We start from the raw sequence: 24,902 nt of genomic DNA, 5'->3' as shown, positions 1-24,902 counted from the left end.
ATGTTTGAAAGTATTCCTAATAATGTAAATTTATCTGACAATAAACGTCTGCAACGTGCTTTGGAGCAGTGGCAACCTAATTTCATTGATTGGTGGATGGAAATGGGGCCAGAAGGCTTTCAAAAAGATGATATTTATCTACGTACCGCAGTTAGTGTTGAAGCCGGCGGATGGGCGCATTTTGATTATGTAAAAATGCCTGACTATCGCTGGGGAATATTTTTAACCCCTCCAACAGATAGAACAATTCATTTTGGCGACCATATTGGCTCACCAATTTGGAATGAAGTTCCTGGAGAATTTCGTAAAGAACTGCGCCGTATTATTGTTACTCAAGCTGATACTGAACCTGCATCAGTTGAGCAACAAAGATTGCTGGGCAAAACCGCGCCAAGTCTTTATGACTTAAGAAATCTTTTTCAAGTTAATGTTGAAGAAGGCCGTCATCTTTGGGCAATGGTTTATCTGCTACATCAATACTTTGGTAGGGATGGACGAGAAGAAGCCGAAGATTTGCTAACCCGTCGTAGTGGCAACCCTGATACACCTAGAATTTTAGGAGCATTTAATAAACCAATTAATGATTGGCTAGCATTTTTCTGTTTTACTATGTTTACTGACCGCGATGGTAAATATCAACTCGCAGCATTAGCCGAAAGCGGTTTTGACCCTCTAGCACGCTCTACACAATTTATGTTAACCGAAGAAGCACACCATCTTTTTGTTGGTGAAATGGGCGTTGGTCGTGTAGTTAAACGAACTGCTGAACTAATGAAAGAAGCTAAAAATGAAGATGTTAAAACATTAGGTGGTATTCCATTAGAAATTATCCAAAAATACATTAATGAGTGGTACACAGCATCATTAGATTTATTTGGCGGTGAAGATTCTTCAAATGCAGCAACATTTTTTGGTGCAGGTTTGAAAGGTCGTTTTAGAGAAAGCGATCCTAAACGTTATAAAGACCATGTAGCTTTAGAAGAAGCTTATAACTTTGAAATTCTCACCAATGAAAGCAAGTTATCTTCTGTAGATATACCACTTAGACGAGCTATGAATTTAGTCTTACGAGATGCTTATAAAGAAGATTGTGAACGAGCTTTAGAGCGTTGGAATGATACATTAACAAAAGCTGGTCTTAGCAATCGACTTTATTTACCTTCTCAACGTTTTGCTAGAAATATTGGTGTTTATTCAGGTCATTATTTTGACCCTCAAGGCAATATGATTAGCAAACAAGAATATGACCAAAAGAGATCTAGTTGGCTACCAACCGATGAAGATTATCAATATGTTCAATCATTAATGAAGCCTGTTTATGAACGTGGCAAGATGGCTAATTGGATAGCACAGCCAGCTAAAGGAATTAACAATCAACCATTAGACTTTGAGTATGTGCGTTTTGCATAAGTAAATTATGCTTTCTCCAAATATTCTAACTAGCGGCTTAAAATTGTGGGTTTAAGCCGCTAGTTTTATTTTAGCTATTTTTTTTACGCTCAATAGATTTTCTTAATGCTAAAAGTAAATCTTTGTTGGTTTTATCTTTAAGAGAAGTGTTTTTGTCATGAACTCTTTTACTTAATAAAGTTTCTGGCATTAAGGCAAAGGGAATTTGTAAATCCTTAGCACGAGCAAACCAGTCTATATCTTCAGAAATAAAAAAGCCCTCATTGAATAGACCTACTTGTTTAAATACTTCCTTGCGTGTTACTAAAGTTTCCATAATATGGGCTGGATGAGAGCCTATTAATAAATCTTTGCGAAATCCTGCTGGAATTTGGCTTTCTGCCTCAAGAAAAAACTCTGCATGTGCTGTTGTCAAAGCTATTTCAGGATGATTTATAAGAAAGCTTACTTGAACTGCTAATTTATTTGGCTTCCAAATATCATCAGAAGAAAGAAAAGCTACTAGCTCACCTTTTGCATTACTGATACCTAAGTTATAAGCATTTGCAATACCTTTATTTTGTTGCTCAATAATTTGAATATTTTTGTATAACTTTCCTATTTCTAAAGTTTTATCGGTTGAACCACCATTTATTAACAGCACTTCAAAATTTTGATAGCTTTGGGCAAAAATGCTATCTAAAGCTTGGCTTAAAAATCTTTCAGCGTTTTTTGCTGCAACAATGATTGAGACTAAAGGGCTATCCATTTTTATTTAAGCTCTTTTAATAGATTAATAATTTTTTCTGGTATTTGTTGTCTATCTGTACCCACATTTAATTGATAACAAGGAACTTGTCTAAAAATTTTTGCTAAATTTTGAAAAATTTCTCGTCCTGCTGAAGGTTGACGGGAAATTTGCTGAGGCACCATTAGTTTTATACCTTCTATTGCAGAAGCTTTTTCTAAATTAGTATCTGTTAAGCCTGTAACTTGTGGAATTAAAATAGCTTTAATTGGAAAGCTTAAGATTATTTTTTCTTTGTAATGTTTGTAAAGAAAATAAACTGCCTTTTCTTTTCCAAGATTCTCATGATTGCTAACAATTGGTTTTAGAAATGGCAATTTATCTAAATCATGAGCATGAGTTTTACCTGTAGCATAAATGCTATAAGCTGTTGGTGTCGGCTCGCTTTTAACCAAACAATAATCATCACTTAAATAAAAAAGCTTAGAATTTAAGCAGGAAAGACAGCTATTAGATTTACCTGCGCCGCCATAGCCAATTATTAACACTCCCCCATCTTTAAAACCTACTGCACCTGCATGAAGCATAAAAGTTTGACGAGGACTAAAAAAATAATGCCACAACCAATATAGCGGAATCCCTAATTCATAATCAGGAACGCGATCAGGCGACTCTATCCAATAAATAGCTTGTTTTTGCTCAAAGTTAATTAAAGTAAGCGCGTTATGGCCTAAGTCAAAATTTAGATAAATATTTTTGCTTAATAACCCGCCTATGTCGCCTAAAGTTTTATAATGATAAATTAACCAATCTGGCTTAGGTATTGTAATGTTAGTTGATAAACTATCAGCAATAAAAACTGTTAGATCTGCTTCTAGATTGTAGTTAGTGGCTAGATGTTCAATAGCAAGTGTAATTAAAGGTTTTAGCGCAACGTTAGCAAAACATAGATTAACTTTAGCGTCTGCAATTAAATAACTTTGCTTAAAAGCGTTACTGCTACTGGCTTTGGCGGTTAAATAAAGTTGATAAAGCTCTACAAAAAAATCTTCTAAGTTAGCCTTAAGTCTTTCTTTATCTATGTTTAGCTCATCAGAAAGCATAACTATTTAGCAGCCTGTTTATTTTTTATATTAGGCCAACCTTCTTCATCAACTTCATGAATAGGATCTAGCAAAAGCAGTTCTTGCATATCAGTGTATTTATTTAATGTAGGTTTGCTATAAGTTAGTTTGTTATCTATGTTAATAGAATCAAATGAAGTTAATGAAGCATTATCAGTCGCAGCAATAAGCTCTTCTTTTAGCAATAAATCAATAAATTCCTCTATATCTTTTTCAATGTTTGTTGATAGCTTGAACATTTGACTAAGTTTTTCTACTATTTGTGTATTGCTAGCACCTTGTTCAATTAAGCCCCAAACTATTGCGCCAATAGAGTCAAGGCTATAATAAATGCCTAATTCTAAATTAACAATTACTGCTTCATCATCAAAAAATTCTCTAATAACTTGAGGGCTGTTGATTTGAAAAAACTTTTCCTGCATAAAACTCTTACCTAATAAATTGAATTCTTCAGCAAAAATAACATAGACTTTATAGCCGTTGCCATATCTCTTTTATAGAATGAAGCGGAATTTCGGAAAGTTTTTCAATTCCCCAACGATCTCGCAAGAATTTTACAAACCCTAAAAAATTAGGCTTAACATTATTGCCGATAGTATATTGTCGATATTCCCGATAACAAACCCAAAAAGCTGCTAATGGATTACGTTCATTTGTTGGAGATGTTTTAGTCAAGTAATCTAGTTGCTCACTATAACTTGGTTTATAGTCATCAAGTTTTTTCAAGACTTCATCAGGAATAGGAGCAGCAAAATAGTTCTTTAAGTAGTTAAAAGCATTTCTAATTATTAGTCCTAATTGGAGTTTATAAGTTTGATTAACTAAACGTGACCAATCAATTACAACAGGTTCTCTTAAGATCATCATAACATCAACAATCCAACGCAGAGGAGCAACAGGATTCCACCAAGCACCATGTACACAAATATGAAATATCATATCTGTTGGACATAGCGAATAAGCACTAATTTCTTTGATTTGCAGTGGCACAATCGCTTTCCAAAATTCTTTGTTTACTTCATTTGTTTCATTTGGTTTTAATGAACAAATGTCAGACATTAAATGCCAATGTAAATCACATTTTTGTTCTTGCTTAGTAAAACATTGAGAGTGAGACCAGGAAAAGCCTTCTTCCCAACCTAGAGAGAGCATCATTTTAATAGCACTATTTTTTTGCTCAATAGGCACTAAAATATCAAAATCCGACATAGGCCGTAGCCCATAATCCTTATAATAAAGCACAGCCAAGGCTAAACCTTTTAGAATTATTGCTTTAATATTATTTTCTTGGAAAGTTTGCAAAACAGGTAGGGCTTTATGAAGCATCATTTGGCTTTTATACCAAGCCTGCCGATAAACACCTTTATAAATTTTTAGGTCAGGATGAGTTATATCCGTAGTTTTTAATTTATTGTAAAGCATTGGCAACAAGCGTTGTGAACCATAGTCAAGTTGTTGCACATTAACGAGTTTTTGCCACTCTTGCCAAAAATTTATAGATTCTTCTACATTGCATGTTAATATTGCTTTAAGTAGTAGTTCTTGCGTTTGACTAGGCCAACACCCTGCATTAGAAAGGTTTTCTGAAGACATCAAAGACATTTGAAAAAAGTCCCTTAACTTAAGTTTTTTCGTCTATCCAATGAGTTTTTTATAATCTGTAAGTAATCTTTTTGTGCAGCCTTGTTAGTAACAGTTAAGCTAGCATTATGGACACGCCTTTTTAATAGAACATTGGGTAACACTTGGCTAATACAATGCTGACGAGTTCGGTCATACCAATCAATAAATTCCCCTATTTTCCATTTAGTTTCAAAAACGCCTATGCGGTTAAAAACTTCTTTTTTTACAAGCATTGTACCTGGCAAAAAACCAGCTTGTATTTCTTTTGGACAATGTAGTTTAGCTTGTTGTTTGGGGCTAAGTTCAGGGCTATAAAAATGTTCAACTTGTCCTAAAATAATGTCTAAGGTTTGGTTATTTAAGAAAGCTTCTATCTGTAGTTCTAGTTTATTATTAACCCATAAATCATCAGCATCTAAAAAGGCTATCCAATTATTTTTTGCTAGCTCTATACCTCGATTTCGTGCGGCTGCAACACCTTTATTAGTTTGTTTTTCATAATGAATTTTGCTACTAGGAAAGCTTTTTACTATTTCTTCTGTTTTATCTATTGAGCCGTCATCAATTACAATAATTTCAAAATCCTGAAAAGTTTGTTCTAATACGCTATTTATAGTTTCTTTAATATATTTCTCACCATTAAAAACAGGAATTATTACACTTATTTTTGGCTGCATTGGTTTTATAATTGTCTTGCATTATCTAACCTACGGTTAGATCGTCTAAGGTCTTCTTCTAAATGCTCTTGTCTAAATTGCAATTCTGATATAGCTGATTGAGTAACTCGACGATTTAATCTTTGTTCTTCCATAGCAGTATCTATTTTGCCATTAATAACTATTATATCTGCACGTAGATTTGCATCTACTTTATTTTCTATTCTATTTAATTCTTTGATTACATCTGCATGATTTGCATCTACTTTATTTTCTATTCTATTTAATTCTTTGATTATATGTGTGTAACTTGCATCTACTTTGTCATTGAGAGATTTAATCCCACTTCGCATTTCTTTTACTTCATTTTCTAGGTCAGTAAATTTACCTAGCAATAATTGAAGCATTTCTTCTGTTGTCATAGCGTTATCTCCTCGCTGCTTAGCTTATTATAATGCCATAAGTCGCCAGCTAAAAACACATCCTTTTTGCGCTTAAGACATAATGAGTTGTAATAAGAATAGAAAAAATTATTACTAATAATTTTTTAGCGAGTGGCTTTTAGACAAACTTGTTCACAATTAAAAGTATCTCAATAATAGAAAATATAAGACAAAGTTTAGGAAAATTTAGTTAGTAAAAACCCTTGTCTTATACCTTTTATATCTTAAATTCTTTAAAATTGTACTGAGCTTAAATTGTATGTTGCTGGCAACGTGTGCAAAATCCAGTTTGTTTATCAAACAGATCTGTTTGGTGACAAACATCACATCGTTCGGCTGTAGATGTCTTTTTGATAGCTATATTTCCACTATAATTTTCTGAACTTTGATAAATGGGTCGTCCATCAAAAACAAGTTTTTGATGTTTTTGTGCTGCTAAAACAAAAGACAAATAAAACATCAATAAACTTAAAATAGTTTGGGGTAGAAAACCATAGGCGGCTTCTTGATATAAAACAGAAGGCAGTTTTGCTTGGAATAAAGGAAGTAAGAGTACCCCATAAATAGAGAGTCCCAATAAAAGAGAAGCCCATATTGCCCATTTTTTGTTTATCAGCAAAAATGCAGCCAGGATTACTATAAACAAATTTACTGGTAAAAATAACCAAGCTTTTGATATGACTGCCATTAATAAAAGTCCTACAGCAGAAAGCGGGGCCAAACAGCTATCTTGTGAACGATATATGACTACTGACATAAAAATAAATACTAGTAACAACAAACTAAATTGGATAGGACGGAAAAGATTCTCATTTGCCTTAAGTATTGTTGCAGAAAACTCATTTAATTTTTCTGATGAGGATTCAGAAGCGTTTTCCAAAGATTTACTGGAAACTTTAGCCTCAGCTAATGTCTCACTAGATAATGCGTCCTGGGGCCAGGAAGTCTCTCGAATAGTCTTTCTATAAGTTAGCATTCCATCAGGATTAACTAATAAAACTGTAAATTCACTTATGCCTAAACTTTTACAAACTTTATCATCTTTATCCGCTAAGATTGGAGAAGGTAAATTGAAAGTGTCTCGAATTTCTACAAGCTGTTCTTGTGTTCCATGAGGGCCAAGGGCATCAACTCCAACTACACGAAATTGATTTTCTTTTACTCTAGGTAAAATACTAGCATTTATAGTTCTTAAAAGTCCTATGCAGTGATTACAATCGCCAGCAAAAATATATACAAAGGTAGGTTTGTTTGATTGAATATCTTTAAGAGAACGACTAAGACCTACTTCATCTTTAAGAGTAAAATTTATTTCTTGAGGAGCAATTTTTGCTACTGGTAAAACTATAAGCAAACTAGCAATACTACTACCTGCAAAATAACTTGCTATTAACAAAATACAGGCTAGAAAAATTTCTTGTGTTTTATTCATTACTTGCCCCCCTAAGATTTATTTTTTAACCCTTCTATTAATTTTCCCCAATTTTCTACTATTGGTTCTGCTTCAAGCAAAAAATCCCAATGTTTGCCTATTTTGCCCCGCATAGGTATATTATCAATCCATTTTTTTGCTATTTGACGTGCTGCCTCTGGATTATTTTCAGCTACTACATAAGCTTCTAGGGAATCAATATATGGACTAATTCTTTTATCAAATTCTTCTTTTCCAAGTTCTTTACACTTAGCGCGGGATTGTTCTAATAATTCCTTCTTTTTTGTCAAAGCAGAAGAAATAAGTAAAAGATTCATACAAGCAAAATCTTCTTTGGGGTTTGATGAATATTCAAAAGCTTTATCAAAATGCTTTATAGCAGTTTTGTAGTCTTTGTGTCCTATAGCAACTCTTCCTTTTGTAAATAGTGCAGTGTGATAGCCTGGACTAGCAATGTTATCCTGGTATCGTTTCATTACAGATTCTACTAGATGTTCAGCTTCTTCCAACTTACCTAAAACAGCATAACAATAGCTTAAATTTAACTCTACATAAGGGTTTTGTTGAAACTTAAGAAAATGTTCAAAAAGAACAGAAGCTGGATAATAAACACCTTTAGTATAAAAATAATCACTTGCCAAACTAGCAGAATCTTCTTTATCAATACTTTCAATAAGCTTTTGTAATAATTCTTCTATTTTCTTTAAGTCTTGAGATTTAGAGTTTCTATCTTTTATAGCAATTATTTTTGCAATAAGAAGTTGTGCTGGGGAAAGAACATCATTTTTTTCAGCATCAGCAATTGTTTCTTGCATTTGTTCAAAATCTTTCCTATACATCATTTCAAAAAGGCTTTCCATTACTGGACTCCAATCTTTTATTTCTATACCTATTCCCCCTTTGGCAACAGATATGGTAATTGGTTTTCCTTCTCTTACAAAAGTAAGCGTAATTTTATTTAGATCTGTTTTATCCAACAATTGCTCTCTTGCTTTTCCATATTCAATAGTATCTCTTACTTTAATTCCATTATATTCCGTTATTATGTCTTTTCTTTTAAGACCTCCTTTTTCTGCTATTGAATTAGGCTGTATATATTCGATTATTACACCAGATTTTACATCAGCATTAAGCTGTTTATTGATTATTTCTTGTTCTTTATACTTTTCTTTTTGTTCTGTTGTAAGGACTTTATTAGCTATTAAATCTTGTTTTTTTTCATAAAAAAAGCTTTCCATCTTTAACAAAATTATAATAGCTATTCCAATTACTACAGGAATCCCAATTAATAAAAAAATTTTCTTTGAAGATAAAATTGTTGGGGGCTTATAAGTATATTTTTGTTTTTCCATGCTTTACTCCTAAGAAAGAAAGTAAGGCAAATTATACATAAAGAGGCTAACTTAATACCATTGAAAAGTATAAAACTTACTAAATTTTAATTAGTATTAAATCTGGTTTTTATATTTATATCTTAAAATAGCCTAAGCAAATAAACATCTAATGTAAATAGTTTTATAAAAAGTAATATAAATATAATTTAATGAATTTCTACTAGGTAAATAAAGCTAGTGTACCAAATTATTTGGCACACTAGCAAAAGATTCTGTTGGAGGGTTAGAAACTTTTTATTTGATAAACAATTCTTTCAGCCATAGCTAGTTGGCCTTGTGGAATTGGGACGCGAACAGTTTCTTCTTGTCGTCCTGTTCTAGTAGGAAATGAATAATTTATCTCTAGCATTGGAATTTCATCCATCAATATAGCAGCACTATCTAAAGAAGCTCCTAGCATATTCCAATTATGAAAATAGCCATTTAAGTAGAGTCCTTTAGTCCCAATATAAGCATATCCTAAGCTATTTTGGTTATGCTGATGACGCAAACGAGGAACAACAAAAACAATACCACTTAATAATGTAATTAAACCCAACATAACTATAAAAACAACTAGCCCTGCTTCAGGATCAGCAATAGCAAAAATTCCACCAATTATTAAACAAATAACACTAACTAAAATTAAAAGTGGGACTTTCTCAAACTTAGAAATTTCAAACTCTTTTTCTGTGTAGCGTTGCCATTCTTGTGGGTTATAAGTCCAATAAGCTAATAATTCCTGACCTGATAATAATTTATCTAAAGTTTTTGCCCTTACAAAATAAATAACAGAAGTAATTATTCCCATCAACATTACAAAAAAACTAATAAAAATTAGTGCAAATCCTCCATTCATCATATCCATATCAATAGCAAAGGGTAAGCCCATCATCATTAATGCAAAACCTGATACAGCACGCCAAGAAAAAGCTACAGTTTTTTGTGGGTTATTTAATGCAGGTAATTGAACTGTTGCCATTGGTGCAACTGGAGCATAAGCAGGTGAAGGGGTTTGAGGATAAGCTACTTGACTAATGGCTTGGTTAACAGGTCTATACATAGGCATTTGATTAACAGCAAAGGGACTTACAGCAGATGGAGTTAAAACATTTGATGCTGGTAGATTTGCTGGAAGTGGGTTTATAACTGGAGGTGAAAAACTATTTTGGGATGGGTCTGTTGGCTGGGAGCAATTAATTTGAGGTGCAAGATTACCAGCTAATGCAGCAGAATTTACAGTTGGAAAATCTGTTAACTTTAAGGTTGATTGGGCTGCATCAAAACTACTTTCTAAAATAAATCTTGTATTTCCAATACGAATTAAATCACCTGTTTTTAAGTAAGTAGTGCCACTTATACGCATATCATTAACATAAGTACCGTTACTGCTATTTAAGTCTTGGATGTAAATCCCAGCAGGGTCTTTTCGGATCAAAGCATGATGACGTGAACAATTACTATCATAAATACAAATATCATTATCTACTTCACGTCCTAGCTTAATTTGTGGGTTTAGCAATCGATATGTTCCTACTTCAGCCCCACTAATGCCTACTAATGTCCAGTCAATATTATTAATTGCATTATCATAACTAGGTGTGAGTGGGGCAAAACTCTTATTGCAAAACTTACAATAAGAGTCAGGAGTTAATTGATTGCCACATTGCTGACAAAGGCTTATATAACTATTGTTGTACATATTGCCTCCTGACTCTATTAGTATTTCCAAGATAAAAATACTAAATTTTCAATAAACATAAAGCTGCAAAATTTGGTTGGGAAATTTTCCCAAAAACCTTAGCTAATTTAAGTAACCGCAAAATTTATGCCAATTTATAAAAGATTATTATTTTGCCTGGCAAAAGTTTTGGCAAAATATACAATTTTCGTTAAAACTAAATAAAACTAAGTGGGAAATTTTCCACAATTTATAAAATTAGCTAGTAACATAACTAGTAAACTAGCTAACTAATTGATTAGCCTATGGATAGAGATTTTCCAATTACCTGGAAAAACAAAACATTTTAATAGGCATAAAGGTTGCATCTTAGTCGTCAGGTACTAATTTAAGGAGAGTCACAAATGAACAATAGCTATAAATTAAACCTTGAAGAAGTGGTCAAAAAGCTAAATACAAATATAAACAATGGTTTAACAAGTGCAGAAGCAACCAAAAGGCTAGAAGAAAATGGGCATAATGAATTAGTAGAACAAGGGGTAAAAAGCCCTTGGTTAATACTTTGGGAACAACTTACAGCAACAATGGTAATTATTTTAATTTTTGCTGCTATTGTTTCTGCTATGTTGGCTGATTACAAAGACGCTATTGCAATTATGGCTATTGTAGTTCTTAACGCTTTATTAGGCTTAAGTCAGGAATTAAAGGCAGAAAAAGCCATTGCCGCGCTAAAAAATTAGCTGTTCCTAGTGTTAAAGTCCGCCGAGATGGAACCGTCCAAGACGTTTCTGCCCGTGAACTTGTAACAGGCGATATTGTCTTAATTGAAGCAGGAAATATTATCCCAGCAGATTGTAGGATTCTGGAAAGTGCCAACTTAAAAATCCAGGAAGCTGCTTTAACTGGCGAATCCGATGCAGTAGAAAAAAAGGCTGATTTTGCTGCCAGCACAGACCTTCCCCTAGGTGATAGAATTAATATGGCCTATATGGGAACAGTTGTCACCTATGGACGAGGCCAAGCAATTGTTGATTCTACAGGCATGAATACTGAATTAGGCAAAATTGCTACATTAATTCAAAATGTCAACCAAGAACCTACTCCACTACAAAAACGCTTAGACCAAGTTGGAAAAAGCTTACTTATAGGTATTCTAGTATTAGTATCTATCATTTTTGTTTTAGGTTTATTAAGAGGTGAGCCTATTGGTTTTATGATGCTAATGGCTGTAAGTTTAGCTGTTGCAGCAATACCAGAAGCTTTACCCGCCGTTGTAACAATTACTTTAGCTCTAGGCTCTCAACGAATGCTTAAACGGCATGCTTTAATCCGTAAATTACCAGCCGTTGAAACTCTAGGATCAATTACTGTTATTTGTTCTGATAAAACTGGCACACTTACAGAAAACCGTATGACGGTGACAATGCTAGATGTTGCTGGTGATAAGTTAGATTTAACTAATAAAGAAAAGAAATTTGCACTTTCTAATAAAGACCAAGAACTAGCTTTGCTTTTAGTTGGTGGAGCGTTATGTACAGATGTAATAATAAAAACTAACGATGATAAAAATCTTGCTAAAAAAGAGGCCATTAGCACAATAGGCGATCCAACCGAAAATGCTTTAGTTATTGCAGCAGCTAATCACAATATTATTAAGCCAGAGCTTGAAAAAGTTTTACCTAGAGTGGCAGAAGTCCCATTTGATTCTGAACGTAAAAGAATGACTACCATTCATAAACTTGCTAGCCCTGATGATAAAAATAGTGAAATGTTAGCTTTAATTCAACCTGTAAAAGAGCAACTTTTAGCATCCAACCTGCCTTATTTAGCTTTTACCAAAGGTGCTGTAGATGGACTATTGCATATGACTAAATCTGTAATAATCCAAGCAAAAGTAGAGCCTCTAACAGATAAATGGCGAGAAAGAATAATGCTTGCACACGATGAAATGACGCAAACCGGCAAACGTGTTTTGGGTATAGCTTTTCGTCTGCTAGATGCTGATCAAATTAATAAAAGCATGGCTGAAATAGAGCAAGATTTAGTTTTTATTGGAATGATGGGAATGATTGACCCTGCTCGGCCAGAGGTTAAAGACGCTGTGGCCGTTTGTAAAAGTGCAGGAATACACCCAATTATGATTACAGGTGATCATCCATTAACAGCACAATTTATTGCTAAAGATTTAGGTATTACTAGTAATGACAAGATTTTAACAGGTCAAGAACTAGATAAACTTTCTGTAGAAGAGCTAAATAAAGTAGTCAATGATGTAGCGGTTTATGCTCGTGTTGCACCTGAACATAAACTTAAAATTGTCCAAGCTTTGCAAAATAATGGGCATGTTGTAGCAATGACGGGCGACGGTGTTAATGATGCTCCTGCACTAAAAAAAGCTGACATCGGCGTAGCAATGGGAATTACTGGGACAGACGTTTCCAAAGAAGCCTCTGATATGGTGCTAACAGATGATAATTTTGCCACGATTGTTGCCGCAGTAGAAGAAGGCCGTGTCATCTATGACAACATTAAAAAATATATCAAACAAACTCTTACAGGCAATTTAGCTGCTATTTGGGTAACTCTAATTGCGCCTATTTTTGGTCTAGGTTTGCCACTGCAACCGCTTCAAATCCTTTGGTTAAATCTAGTGGCGGATGGGCTACCTTCGGTTGCTTTAGGTCTTGAACCAGCAGAGCAAGACATAATGAAACGACCTCCAAACTACCCAAATGAAAGTATTTTTAGCCGTAGAGTTATAGCGCAAATAGTTTGGGGTGGGTTGCTTGTAGGTTCTGTCTTGGCTATGGTTGGTTATTGGTATAAAACCAATAACTTAGCAACTTGGCAAACAATGATTCTTACAACTTTGATTTTTTCCCGTATGAATCTAATAATGGCAGTACGTTCTAATAAATATTCACTCTTTCAAATAGGGATTCTTTCAAATAAACCATTGCTTGGCGCAGTAAGCTTAACTATCTTGATGCAAATAGCTATAACTTATGTACCATTTTTGCAAAAGTTTTTTGATACAGTCGCTTTATCTTTAATGGATCTAGCTATTTGCGTTGCTTTAAGTTTAGTAATTTTTGTTGCTATAGAAATAGAAAAATTTATAGTAAGAGCAACCAGCATTTCTCCTCACCAAACTGCTATGCAAGGAAAACTTTCTGACAGCAATGCACAAGTTAACACCTAGTTTGATAAAGTTTGACAAAGCAAAACCCCTCATCAATTATAATTTTTATTTTGATGAGGGATTTTTTGTAAGCTTAAAAATTAATAAATTTTTATTTTGTAATGGTTGTTTGGCTTAATTTACTCTTTAGCATATATAATAATGACTAGTCAAAAATCAGAAGATTAATCAATTTTATTTATAAATAAAACAAATAAATTACTAAAACCAAAACTCTTAGGAGAAAATAATAATGAAAAGTTATCGCAAAGAACTTTGGTTTCAAGTTGCTGCACGACGAGGTTTTATCAATATCACTCCTCAAGTAGAAACTTGCCTTAAAGAAAGTGGTGTAAAAGAAGGTTTTGTACTGGTTAATGCAATGCACATTACTGCATCGGTTTTTATTAATGATGATGAATCAGGCTTGCATCATGACTATGAAAAATGGTTAGAAAAACTTGCTCCTCATGAACCTACTTCGCAATACCGCCATAACAACACGGGCGAAGATAATGCTGATGCTCATATGAAACGCCAAATTATGGGGCGTGAAGTTGTTGTAGCTATAACTAATGGACATTTGGACTTTGGCCCTTGGGAACAAATCTTTTATGGTGAATTTGATGGTATGAGAAAAAAACGTGTCTTAGTTAAAATCATTGGTGAATAATTGTTTTTTCTTTGTTTTCTCGCTCAAAAATCAATAAATTTTAAGGAATAAGGTATGAAATATATTTTACTAGCTTGCAAACTTGCGTTTTGGCTATGTTGCTTTTGTCTTTTAGCTACAAATACTTTTGCTCAATCTGCTGGCGCAACTTCAGCAGGGCTAGCAGGGACAATAAAAGACTCTACAGGTGCGGTAATTGCTGGGGCGCAAGTGCTGGTAAAAAGCCCTGCTACAGGTTTAGAGCGAGAAGCAACCACAAATGAATTAGGAGGCTTTACTATGAGTTTATTGCCTCCTGGAGAATATGACATTAAAGTTGCAGCAGATGGTTTTAGCCCACAATTAAGACGTTTGCTACTTACACTTGGACAAGTTATTAATTTAGAAATAGAGCTTGCAACAGGCGCAAGCCAGGAAGTTATAGAAGTAAGCGGTGCTACACCAATTTTAGAAGTAAACAAAACCGAAGTTAGCACCACAATTGACCGACAAAGAATAGAAAATCTGCCAATTAATCGACGAAATTTTTTAGATTTTTCGCTTACAACACCTGGCGTAAATATTGACCGTCTGCCTATTCAAGGCCCTGCTGCGGCAAGTGGACTTTCTTTTAATGGACAAACACCTAGACAAAATAATATTACTATTGATGGACTAGATAATAATGATTTAGGGTCGTCCTCTGTTCGTTCAACATTTAGCCAAGACGCTGTGCAAGAATTTCAAGTTGTAAGCAATAGCTATTCTGCTGAGTTTGGCCGGGCTTTAGGTGGCATTGTCAACATTGTTACTAAATCTGGAACAAATGAATATCATGGATCAGCATTTCTTTTTAACCGTAACCAAGACTTAAACGCTCGTAACGCTTTTGCTCGTAGCAATCCGCCTTTTTCACAATATCAATTTGGTTTTTCTATGGGCGGCCCGATTGTTAAAAATAAACATTTTTTCTTTAGCTCTTATGAACGGCTAGACGTTACTGCTACTAATTTTGTAACAATTAGCGATCTTGCTATTGGTGCATTAAATCGCTTAGGTTTCCCTACTAGAAATGGAGATATTCCTTTTGAGCAATTTAATAACTCTTTTCTAATTTCTACACGTAGCCAGCTAAGTAATAAAGATACATTATCGCTACGCTATAATTTTTCTCGTGGTGTAGATGAAAATTTACAAGCTTTTGGCGGGTTAGTCGCCCAAAGTGCTGGCGGACTTGGACAATTGCGCGATGATGCTATTGCTGCAACAAATACAGCAATTCTTTCACCTCAACTAGTTTTAGAGTCTCGCTTTTTATATGCCCGACGTAGACAAGTAATTGATAGCCTTGACCCAAACCTAGGCCCGCTACTTAATATTTTTGCTGATGAAGGTTTGATTTTTTCAGGACGAAATACATTGCTACCACAACCAAGACTAGAAAGAATTTACCAAGTTTTTAATAACTTTAGCTTTTCAACTTCTCGACACTCAATAAAGGCTGGAGCAGATTTATATTTTGTTACTTCTGATGAAGATAAAACCGCGCTACCTGTAGTTTATGGCGGTTTAGCCGTATTTCAGCCAATAGATTTTGCTATGCAAACCGGCATTCCCGGACTTCCAACTATTAGCGCGTTACAAAACTTAGATCCAAGCTTGCGAACTCCTGCACAAAAAGCTTTTTTAACCGTTGCTTTTGGTACAATTCCGGGCTTAGGTGCTGTAGGTGATTTGCCGCTTCCAGCAGCCTTTGTTCAAGGTTTTGGCAATGCTTTTTCAGGAATTAAAAGCAATTACATTTCTTTCTTTGTCCAAGATGACATTAAAATTAAGCCTAATTTAACCTTAAAACTAGGTGCGCGTTATGACCGCGAAGGCTTAGACGATCCTTATCCAAGCACTAGCGGCAATCACCTTAGCCCAAGAATTGCTTTTGCTTACACTCCCGGAAAAAGCAATAAACTTTCAATTCATGGGGCTTATGGGCTATTTTATGGAGTTACTCAAGTTGGGACAATTTTTGCAACTAAAATTGTGGATGGAGTAAGAACTAAAACAGCACTGTTAATTTTAGGAAATCCTGCAAGACCTGGGCAACCAGCTATTAATCAAGCATTGATAAAGGCTTTTTCCCAACCCGGACGGCGTTTTCCTGAAAATGGACAATTTCCAGCCGAGTTAGCTAATACAATTTTTCCTGTTAGAACATTTGTCCCTGACCCTAATTTTAAGAATGCTTATGCTCATCAAGCTAACTTTGGTTTTGATTATTCCATAAATTCCAATACGGTTTTAACGGTTAATTATCAGTTAGTTCGAGGCTTACATTTGCTTAGAAGTCGAAATATTAATCCCATTATCAGACCTGAACTTGGTGATCCAGGTGGACGAGTTTTTCCAGATCGTGGAGATGTTTTTAGTTTTGAAGGTAGCGGAGATAGTTATTATCACGGCGTAAGTTTACTGGTTAATCGTCGGCTATCTAATCGAATTGGTGGATTAATTACTTATACCTATTCAAAAACATTAGATAATTTTGTAGATTTTCAAGCTGAACAAGAAGAAGTTGGAGATTCATTAAACTTGGTTGGTGAGCGTGGTTTTTCTGTAAATGATGTAAGACAACGATTTGTTGCTAGCGGAACATTTGACATAGGTTATAGTCAAAATGTTTTCTTAAAAGATTTTCAACTATCAGCAATTATTACTGTAAATTCTGGACGACCTTTTAACTTGTTAGCGGGTGTAGACTTAAACCGCAATGGTGATAATCCTCCAGGGGATCGTCCGGCTGGAATTGCTCGCAATGCTGGCATTTCACCAAAATTTGCTAGCTTTGATATGAGATTAACTAGAATGATTCGCCTAAAGGATCGCTATCAAGTTAACTTGACATTAGAAGCCTTTAACCTTTTCAATAGAGTAAATATTCTTTCACTAAACCGAGTTTTTCCGCCTAATGCAGATGGTAGCTTTAATCTACCACCAATGGAAAACGGGCGTTTTATCGCTACACCAGACCGTTTTCGCGATGCTAGCCCAGCACGACAACTACAATTAGGCATCCGGTTTAGCTTTTAGCAAAATCTTTTTTGAGGAAAATTTTTAAGATAACTATGTCAGAAAAACCTAAGTTAACGACTAAGAAAAAAATACTTTTTTCTTTTTTTATTCTTTTTATTGCACTTATTACTTTAGAAGTCGGTTCACGACTACTTGACCGCGCACAAGGCAACCAACTAGATGTTTATAAAAGATTTTCCGATAACCCAAAGCTTGGTTATGAATTAGTTCCAAATCACAAAAGAATTAATGAAAAGAAAAACCGAGAGGCTCTTGTAATCAACTCTTTAGGCTATCGCGGCCCAGAATTCAGTGCAGAAAAAGCCGCCAGCATGACTAGAATTTTATGTATTGGTGATTCTTGCACCTTTGAAGGTATTCCAGAAACAGCACCTTATCCAAGGCAGCTAGAAGATTTACTTAATCAAGGTAAAGAGCAAAAAGCTTTTGAAGTAATTAATGGTGGTGTAGAAGGCTATGATTCAAATAAAGCATTGGAAAGATTAAAGTTATCGCTAAAGTATAAACCTGATATAGTTACAATTTATATTGGTTGGAATGATCTCTACATTAATGATCCTGAAAGAATTATGAATGAAGCGCGAACAGGGGTAATTGCAAAAATTTCCAATATGCTGCAATACTCACGGTTTGCTTCTAAGTTACGTAGTCTAATTTTCTTAAAACTACGGCCTAAGTTTAAGACAACAGAACCGATAAACTCAGCTAAATATCAAGACTTTGTGCCTAGCTGGTATATAAATAATGTTAAAGAAATGATTTCACTAGTAAAAAGCAACAATGCTAAACCAATACTAGTAACATTACCATCTATTTTTCATAATAAAATTTCGCCTGATGCACTAGCAAAAGCGCAAATGCCACATTTTACAAATAGCAGTGCAGATATGATTTTACTAACAGAAAAGTACAATAAAATCATCAAAGAAATAGCTCAAGAAACTAATATACCGTTGATAGATTTAGCAGCAAAATTTGACCAATTACCTAACAAAGAAGAGTTATTTTTTGATGCAATTCATATCTATAACCCCAGCAAACCGATTGTAGCAGAAGAGTTTAAGACAGTAATTGAAAGAATCTTGTCAGCAGAAAATACCGAAAAAACCCTTATAGAAAAAGCTAAATTAGATAATTAAAATTATTACACTGTAAACAAAGTTTTCTGAGGTTTTATCTCTTAAAGCCCCAACGGGGCGGCATAGTTGTAGCGTAAGGTCTCAACCTTACGTATGATAGCATAGTATTTACAGAGTCACGTAGTGACGACATAATTTAAATATTGTGTTAATTAGGTTTATTATGTTGTCGCTACGTGATTCTAGTTATGTATAATCACTAGGCTTAGGTCTTACGACCTAGGCTACAATTATTTCGTCCCTTCAAGACTCAAGAAATTCAAGAAATATTAACTTACTTAGTTTACGCCGTAATTATTAGGACACTAAAAAAAGTGTACTACCCTAACTTATATTTAACTTAGTCCAAACCTATAATTTTATTGTTGCTATTACATTTAGTTTAAGGAGAAAGCAAAATGCTTTGGAAAATATTTTTAGCAATAATAATTTTAACAACTAATAGTTTAATAAGTTCAGCAGTTGGTTTAATTATAGGTGCATTAATTGGTGGAAACTTTTTTACAGGTTTTGAACTTTTTGGACTACGTGGCTATGAAGCTATGGGAGTTTTAGGACTTATAATAGGATTTGCTCTTGGTACAGTTACACCAATACTACTACTTGGCTCAAAATTCGTAAATTGGCTAAAGTAATTTGTTAGCTTTCTAGTTTTTTCTCTTTCTTCGATTACTTTTCTAATTTCTTCTGGCATTTCTATGGATTTGCCTAATTTATAATCTGCCCAGACCATAACGCTATAGCCTGATGCTACTATGGTTTCAGTCCCAGCTAGGAAAATTGCGTAATCCATTTGAAAAGAACGATTTTTAACAGTGGAAACCCTTACACCTACTTCTAATTGTGCTGGGTAATGAACTTGTTGGATAAAATTAAGATTGGCGTGTGCTAGGGTTGGGCCTTGTAGCAAGGAGGGTTGTAGCTTTAAGTCTAGGGTTTCAAAATAATTAATTCTAGCTGACTCACAGTAAACAAAATACTTAGTGTTATTGACGTGTCCAAGTGCGTCCATGTCTCCCCAACGAACATCTACACTTGTCCAACTTTTGAAATCCGAACGTTTTATAACAGATTTTTCCAAAGCTAAACTCCTAAGTTTTAACTGTTGTTAATCCTAGGGTTAAATATTGTTAACCCTAGGATTTAGCTTTTAAGCTTTAACTTCTAATTTAGCAATTTCTTCGTTGTACTGATCTTGAGTAATAGCACCTGACTTAAGTTGTTTACCTAGTTCAGTAAGCTTATTAGCAGCTTCTTTATTAGCATCCAAAGAAGCTTTGTTGGCTTGGTATTCTTTTTCACCTTCGGCTTTCTTCTCTTTGAAAATGCCTTTCATTGCATCAGCAGAAAGATTGCCATTAGATTCAAAATATTTAATAGCAACTTGTCCGACGGCGTGAGTAGTTGCATAACCAGCAACAGCACCTACAACGCTACCAAAACCGGGAACAAGTTTAGCTAAACTGGAAACTGCCATTCTAGCACCAGTACCTACACCCAAAGTTCCTAGTAAGGCTTTAATGCTGGTTTTGTTCATTTCTTGACCATAAAGTCTACCTAGTTCTACTACCATTTTCATTTGTAAGGATAGCACCATAACATCCCCAACTAGAGGAACAGGAACAGCACCAGCTAGAGCAGCTAAAACACGGTGTAATTTAATGACATCATTTGATTCTTCTGTACGAGCAGCTTTGCCAGGTGCGCCAAGACTGCTAGCAACACTTCCTTGGCTTATTTTTAATACATTTTGCAAGTTAGCAACTTCTGATTCTGGAATATTCCAATGTGTTTGTAATTTGTCTAACACTGCTTTTTCGTCTGGGTCACAATCTCCGTCTGCATGTGCTAGCAAGTAAGCAGCAGAAAAAGATTGGTGTCTAGCTTCTTCTGATTGTAAGACAGATAAAATAGTGTCTAGTTGTAGATCTTCAGCTAATAAATTATCAACTGTGTATTCTCCAGGCAATTTGCTATCGGCTAGGGCATCTTTGATTGCATCTCGTTCTTCGTCGGCAATTACTCCATTTGCTTTTGCTACAGCAACTAATAATTGCAATGAGGCTAATGCTTCTTTTGAGTCCATTAATTTGCTCCTTAAACTATTTTTCCAGAAATTTTAATTCAAGTTAACTAAGTATTTTTTACTACATTGTAAATCTAGTAATGTTCAGCAATTATATAAAGCAAAGCTTTATTTAGCAAACGACCATTTACAAAATCAACCTAAAAATTTAGTTATTCTTATTAGTTGATTGGTTAAAAAGTGCAATCCCTCGCCAAAGAGAATCTCCTGTCTCATAAAGTTTACTTAAAAATTGACATAGCTCTTTTGCTACTTTTTGAGGTGAGGCTAAACGCTCATTAGGAAGTAATTTAAGGAATGAAAGGGCTGCTTTTTCATCCTGAAATTTACCTAATTGATTAATAATGGGAATTAAAGATTCAAGTAATTCTTCTGTTTCAAAGTCATTAGTAGGTTTAGCAAATTTTTGTGCTAGCAATAAATAAAATTTTGCTGTCATTTCAGCAGAAATATTACTTTCTTCAAATAGTTGATAAAAAAGTGTTTGTCGTTCATCTGGATCTAAAAATTCTGCTGAACCAAAAACAGGTAGCAGTTCATAAGCTAGTTCACAATCTAAATTATATTGGTTAATTTTATGAAAAAATTCTGCTGTTCCTAATTCTTTAACTTGTAAAAGAGAGGCTTTTGTTAATTTAGTGGCAAGGGTTTCTAGCCCAGCTTCCTGCGCCCAATTTTGACTAACATAAGCTTGTGCTGCAATAGATAGTTGTTTACGTTTATCTTCATTAAGAAAAATAGCAAGTGTTTCATTAAGTGAGCTATCAATTGGCACAGTTTGGAGGTTTGTTTCTAGCTTTAAGGCACAGCCAGCTTTTATAGCTAATTCTATACGTCGGTCTTGTTCATCGGCAATTTTTTCTTGAGCATAAAAGGCCGTAGCAACTCCGCAGTATAAAAGCTCATGAAAAGAATTATAGCCAGCAGCAGAAAAGGCAAAGTCTATGGCTAAATAATTTTCTGAAACATTAAAGTCTGTTAACCAAGTTACGCGCTCGCCTCGCAAAGGCTCACCTCGATAAAGCGGGCCGGCAGCAACAACTAAATGAAGATCTTTATTTTCCAAAAGTTTTGCAACCAAATTTTTTAACCCTATTGCTGCATTTGCATCACCTCCGCCACCAGCCGTAATCCAAACAGCTAACTTATTTTCTGGAATACCAAGAAGTTTCCTAGCCTCGTTACGTGACCTTAGCTCTACACGTTCGCGCAGCATAATTGGGCCTAAATATTTAACTTTTGAAGTAATTTGTGCGGGAAATTCTGTTGGCTGACTACCAATTTCTTGAGGAACTAAAATCTTGTCATAATGATTTAATAAGGGTTGAATGTGGGCTTGAAAATCTGCTTTCATTGCTCGGTTAACAAAAACTTTTGAGCCTGGCCCATCAAGTGCATAAAGCAATTCTCCAAAAGAGCCTCCTGGAAAAGTATCTACAAGTAAAATATCAGGTTTAATTAACCCTAGGCTATGCCAAACCCATTGCCGAGCAAGTCTTAAGTAGTCTTCTTTAGGAATTTGAGATTCACGAATAGAGGTTTTACTAGGAATCTTAAAAGCTGCAAAACCTTCTGTAAGTGCAAGAGCGCAAGCTTCTGAGGAAGTTAAAATATAAATATCTGGATAAATGGAAGCTAAACGCCCTAAGCGACGTACCCATTTAAGTATTGCAATTACTCTAGTTAAATGACCTAGCCCAGCACCATTAATAGCATAAGCTACTATGCTTAAGCGTTTACTCATGAAATCTCCACAGATGAATAATCATAATCATCATTGCTATCATAATAGCTACTTTGCTGCAAAGTAGGTTTTTGATAGTAATATTCGTGGCTATAACTATAACCAGGGTGATTAGTATAATAATAATTTACTTCATTAATATAGCGGCCATTATATCGGCCTGCTGTCATTAAGTCCCACCAAAGCATATCGCGGCGGTAATCATAATAGTCATAATCATCAAAGTCATAGACTGTATCATAGGATTTCCAGAACTTGTTGCGCTTCTCAAAAAGCTTTTGTCTTGGGTCAAAATTTAGAATTTGTGCGTCCCTATCAGGTACAAAACCATAGTGATATTTTGGACGTTGATATTTAACTACTTTTCTATTAAGTTTATAAACGTATTCTTGTAAAACTTCTTTTTCAGCTTGTTGTTGATGAACTACCATTTCTTTTAGATATTCAAGCTTTTTTTCTAGACCATGAAGTTTTTTGATTAATGCCTCACGAACACGATCACCTTGCGCCCATTGAAAAAGCTGTTCTCGGTCTACATATTGAAGGTGTTGACGAAGTGCTGTTTGACATTCTTCTAAAACTACTTGTGGAAGATTATTAAGACGATAAGAAGATTTTTCTCGTAAATCGATTAGGTATTTTACATCATTAATTTGTTTTTCTGCTACAGTTAATTCTTGGTAAGTGTCGTCGTGTAGTTGTTTTATAGGTAAGTAGCTACTACGAATATCATAAAAAGTTTTACCAAATTTTTTTTCAATCGCGCTACCTGCCCGCCAATCTCGATAATAATCTAGTTGCCAAACTCTACCTACATAATCAGGTGTTCCATAACTTCGTTGGATTAATTGTAAAAATCTAGGTTCACTTTCATAACGCATTACTGCATCTTTTAACATTGTACAGTTTTGGCGAATTGTATCGGCATTTATTACTAGCTCACCTGAAACAGGGTTTATTAGCTCTTCTCGGCGTAAATAACGCTCATCATTATCAATATTGTTAATAGTTTGTGTGAGCCTAGCATGTTCTTCATTCATGGTCATAAATGGGTTTTTTGCCTCAAATTGACCATAACCTGTATACTCACGGACATTGCGAAAAGCCTCTTGATTTAATGAAGGTAAGTTTACCCTAACAAGTTCGTCTAAAGTTTGATCATAAGCTGTTTGTAGTTCATTTCCACCTTGGTTATGTTTTTGAAAAGAACTTCCCATATTAGCAATAACATTTTGGATTTCATTAATTTTAGCTTGGCCTTGAGATACAAATGTAGTAGCAGGAATTGGCATAATTATTTAGTATTTTTTTAAGAATTTTAAGAATTTCAAGAATTTTAATTTGTGCAAGTTTATCAGAGATAAGTTAGTTAACACAACCTTTGTAAAAAACAAAAATTAGGATTTTCCTTAGCCATTAAGCTTAAAAAATAAAATTAAATAAATGGTTTTGATTGATAGTCAAAACCTCTTAACTATAGTAGTATTGCAGCTTACAAAAAATAAAACTTATCTAGCTCTAATATTTACTTTAAGGAGATTACTATGCAACCACGTGAAGCTATTGCGTCACTACAATTATTAGTTGCTGTAGCTAAAGCAGATGGCAAAATAGAAACTTCTGAACGAGAAGCTTTAGAGGACTCATTAAAAGATTTAACTTTGCCAGTAGACTATAGCATAGATAAACTACTTTCTCAGGAAGTAGTATTAGAGGCTGTAATTAATGAAGTTAAAGCTCCTGAAGCTCAAAAAGCTGCTTTTAAGTCTGCTTACCTACTAGCACATGCTGACGGACATTTTGCTAAAGAAGAACAACATTTATTATCAATGTTACAACAACGTTGGAATATTTCTAATGAAGAAGTTACAGAACTTAATAATAGTGTAAATATTGCAAATGCTACAGTTACTTCTAATGTAGCAACTGTAGATACTTCTGAGCGTGGTGCTGTAGTACAAAAAACTATCCGTAATTACCTAATCTTAACTTCACTTGCTGGAGCAATACCTATTCCATTAATTGGTGACTTGATGGTTATTCCTTTGCAAATGAAAATGATGATGGATTTAGGCAAGATTTATGGGTTTAACTTAGATAAAACCACGGTTAAAGCTATGTTAGGTTCACTAGGTGTAGGTACTGGAGCAAGAATAGCAGTTTCTAGTTTAGCAAAATTGGTTCCAGGCTGGGGTAGTGTTGTAGGTGCAACGGCTGCATTTTCTACTACTTATGCTCTAGGCAATGTTGCTACACAGTATTTTGAATCAGGTGGCAATTTATCTATAGATTCTTTTAAGAAAGCTTTCCAAGAGAAAAAAGAGGAAGGCAAAAAAGAATATGAAAAATCTCGTAGCCAAATAGAAGGAAATAAGGAAGTTGCTAAACAACTAGAAGATTTAGGTAAAGCTCTAAAGGCAGGAAAAATAACTCAAGGTCAATATGACGAAGAAGTTAATAAAATTAATAGTTCTATTTTAATTCTCTTTAATCAATAAAAGTGATATTAATTAACTAAAATTTCTCTTAAAGTTAAGTATTAAT

Annotated in this window: 18 protein-coding genes and 1 pseudogene; 6 read left to right on the top strand and 13 right to left on the bottom strand. The window is 34.4% G+C overall.

Annotated elements, in window-relative coordinates; genetic code table 11:
* Entirely contained in the window at positions 1-1,410 is a 1,410-nt protein-coding gene (gene boxB / locus IPK14_17735) for a benzoyl-CoA 2,3-epoxidase subunit BoxB (GenBank protein ID MBK7995152.1), read from the top strand.
* A 70-nt stretch (positions 1,411-1,480) separates the two neighbouring features.
* Here the strand turns inward: boxB and IPK14_17730 are convergent, their stop codons facing one another.
* From IPK14_17730 to IPK14_17690, 9 genes are all read right to left on the bottom strand, one after another.
* Positions 1,481-2,158 carry a glycosyltransferase gene (locus IPK14_17730; protein ID MBK7995151.1) on the bottom strand — a complete coding sequence of 226 codons (678 nt, stop codon included), beginning with the start codon at positions 2,156-2,158 and terminating at the stop codon, positions 1,481-1,483.
* A gap of 2 nt (positions 2,159-2,160) precedes the next feature.
* Positions 2,161-3,240, bottom strand: coding sequence for a serine kinase (locus IPK14_17725; protein ID MBK7995150.1), 1,080 nt, complete (start codon positions 3,238-3,240; stop codon positions 2,161-2,163).
* Positions 3,241-3,242: 2 nt separating this feature from the next.
* Positions 3,243-3,683 carry a PqqD family protein gene (locus tag IPK14_17720; GenBank protein MBK7995149.1) on the bottom strand — a complete coding sequence of 147 codons (441 nt, stop codon included), beginning with the start codon at positions 3,681-3,683 and terminating at the stop codon, positions 3,243-3,245.
* A 49-nt stretch (positions 3,684-3,732) separates the two neighbouring features.
* A complete protein-coding gene (locus IPK14_17715; protein MBK7995148.1) occupies positions 3,733-4,863 on the bottom strand; it encodes a nucleotidyltransferase family protein in 1,131 nt (376 codons plus the stop codon).
* 14 nt (positions 4,864-4,877) lie between these two features.
* Positions 4,878-5,561, bottom strand: coding sequence for a glycosyltransferase family 2 protein (locus IPK14_17710; GenBank protein ID MBK7995147.1), 684 nt, complete (start codon positions 5,559-5,561; stop codon positions 4,878-4,880).
* Positions 5,562-5,566: 5 nt separating this feature from the next.
* Positions 5,567-5,962, bottom strand: a complete 396-nt coding sequence (locus tag IPK14_17705; protein ID MBK7995146.1) for a hypothetical protein — start codon at positions 5,960-5,962, stop codon at positions 5,567-5,569.
* 271 nt (positions 5,963-6,233) lie between these two features.
* Positions 6,234-7,415 (bottom strand): redoxin domain-containing protein, encoded by a 1,182-nt coding sequence (locus IPK14_17700; protein ID MBK7995145.1) that lies wholly within the window; start codon positions 7,413-7,415, stop codon positions 6,234-6,236.
* Positions 7,416-7,426: 11 nt separating this feature from the next.
* Positions 7,427-8,767, bottom strand: coding sequence for a hypothetical protein (locus tag IPK14_17695; GenBank protein ID MBK7995144.1), 1,341 nt, complete (start codon positions 8,765-8,767; stop codon positions 7,427-7,429).
* Positions 8,768-9,032: 265 nt separating this feature from the next.
* On the bottom strand, positions 9,033-10,490 hold the full coding sequence (locus tag IPK14_17690) for an FHA domain-containing protein (protein MBK7995143.1): 1,458 nt from the start codon (positions 10,488-10,490) through the stop codon (positions 9,033-9,035).
* Between the two features lie 383 nt (positions 10,491-10,873).
* Between IPK14_17690 and IPK14_17685 the strand changes: the two are divergent.
* The 4 genes and pseudogenes from IPK14_17685 to IPK14_17670 all read left to right on the top strand — a co-directional run bounded on the left by IPK14_17685 (position 10,874) and on the right by IPK14_17670 (position 18,528).
* Positions 10,874-13,671 (top strand): annotated as a pseudogene (locus IPK14_17685) (cation-translocating P-type ATPase).
* 232 nt (positions 13,672-13,903) lie between these two features.
* Entirely contained in the window at positions 13,904-14,323 is a 420-nt protein-coding gene (locus tag IPK14_17680) for a YjbQ family protein (GenBank protein MBK7995142.1), read from the top strand.
* Between the two features lie 54 nt (positions 14,324-14,377).
* Positions 14,378-17,386 (top strand): TonB-dependent receptor, encoded by a 3,009-nt coding sequence (locus IPK14_17675; GenBank protein MBK7995141.1) that lies wholly within the window; start codon positions 14,378-14,380, stop codon positions 17,384-17,386.
* A 35-nt stretch (positions 17,387-17,421) separates the two neighbouring features.
* On the top strand, positions 17,422-18,528 hold the full coding sequence (locus IPK14_17670; GenBank protein ID MBK7995140.1) for a hypothetical protein: 1,107 nt from the start codon (positions 17,422-17,424) through the stop codon (positions 18,526-18,528).
* 532 nt (positions 18,529-19,060) lie between these two features.
* Here the strand turns inward: IPK14_17670 and IPK14_17665 are convergent.
* The 4 genes from IPK14_17665 to IPK14_17650 all read right to left on the bottom strand — a co-directional run bounded on the left by IPK14_17665 (position 19,061) and on the right by IPK14_17650 (position 23,650).
* On the bottom strand, positions 19,061-19,609 hold the full coding sequence (locus IPK14_17665; protein ID MBK7995139.1) for an acyl-CoA thioesterase: 549 nt from the start codon (positions 19,607-19,609) through the stop codon (positions 19,061-19,063).
* Positions 19,610-19,678: 69 nt separating this feature from the next.
* Complete coding sequence (locus tag IPK14_17660; GenBank protein MBK7995138.1) at positions 19,679-20,614, bottom strand: DUF533 domain-containing protein; 936 nt, start codon at positions 20,612-20,614, stop codon at positions 19,679-19,681.
* A 148-nt stretch (positions 20,615-20,762) separates the two neighbouring features.
* The gene (locus IPK14_17655; GenBank protein ID MBK7995137.1) at positions 20,763-22,358 is read right to left on the bottom strand and encodes a hypothetical protein; all 1,596 of its coding nucleotides are present in this window, start codon (positions 22,356-22,358) and stop codon (positions 20,763-20,765) included.
* The gene (locus IPK14_17650) at positions 22,355-23,650 is read right to left on the bottom strand and encodes a hypothetical protein (GenBank protein ID MBK7995136.1); all 1,296 of its coding nucleotides are present in this window, start codon (positions 23,648-23,650) and stop codon (positions 22,355-22,357) included. The genes IPK14_17655 and IPK14_17650 overlap by 4 nt, the downstream gene beginning before the upstream one ends.
* Before the next feature lie 252 nt (positions 23,651-23,902).
* Here IPK14_17650 and IPK14_17645 point away from each other — a divergent pair, with 252 nt between their 5' ends.
* Positions 23,903-24,856: a DUF533 domain-containing protein gene (locus IPK14_17645; GenBank protein MBK7995135.1), complete on the top strand. Its 954-nt coding sequence runs from the start codon at positions 23,903-23,905 to the stop codon at positions 24,854-24,856.
* Positions 24,857-24,902 lie beyond the last annotated feature (46 nt).

This window comes from Blastocatellia bacterium (genome assembly GCA_016713405.1).
Classification (GTDB): Bacteria; Acidobacteriota; Blastocatellia; order Chloracidobacteriales; family JADJPF01; genus JADJPF01.
The sequence above is the reverse complement of the archived record's forward strand: the minus strand, read 5'-3'. Positions and strand labels throughout refer to the sequence as shown.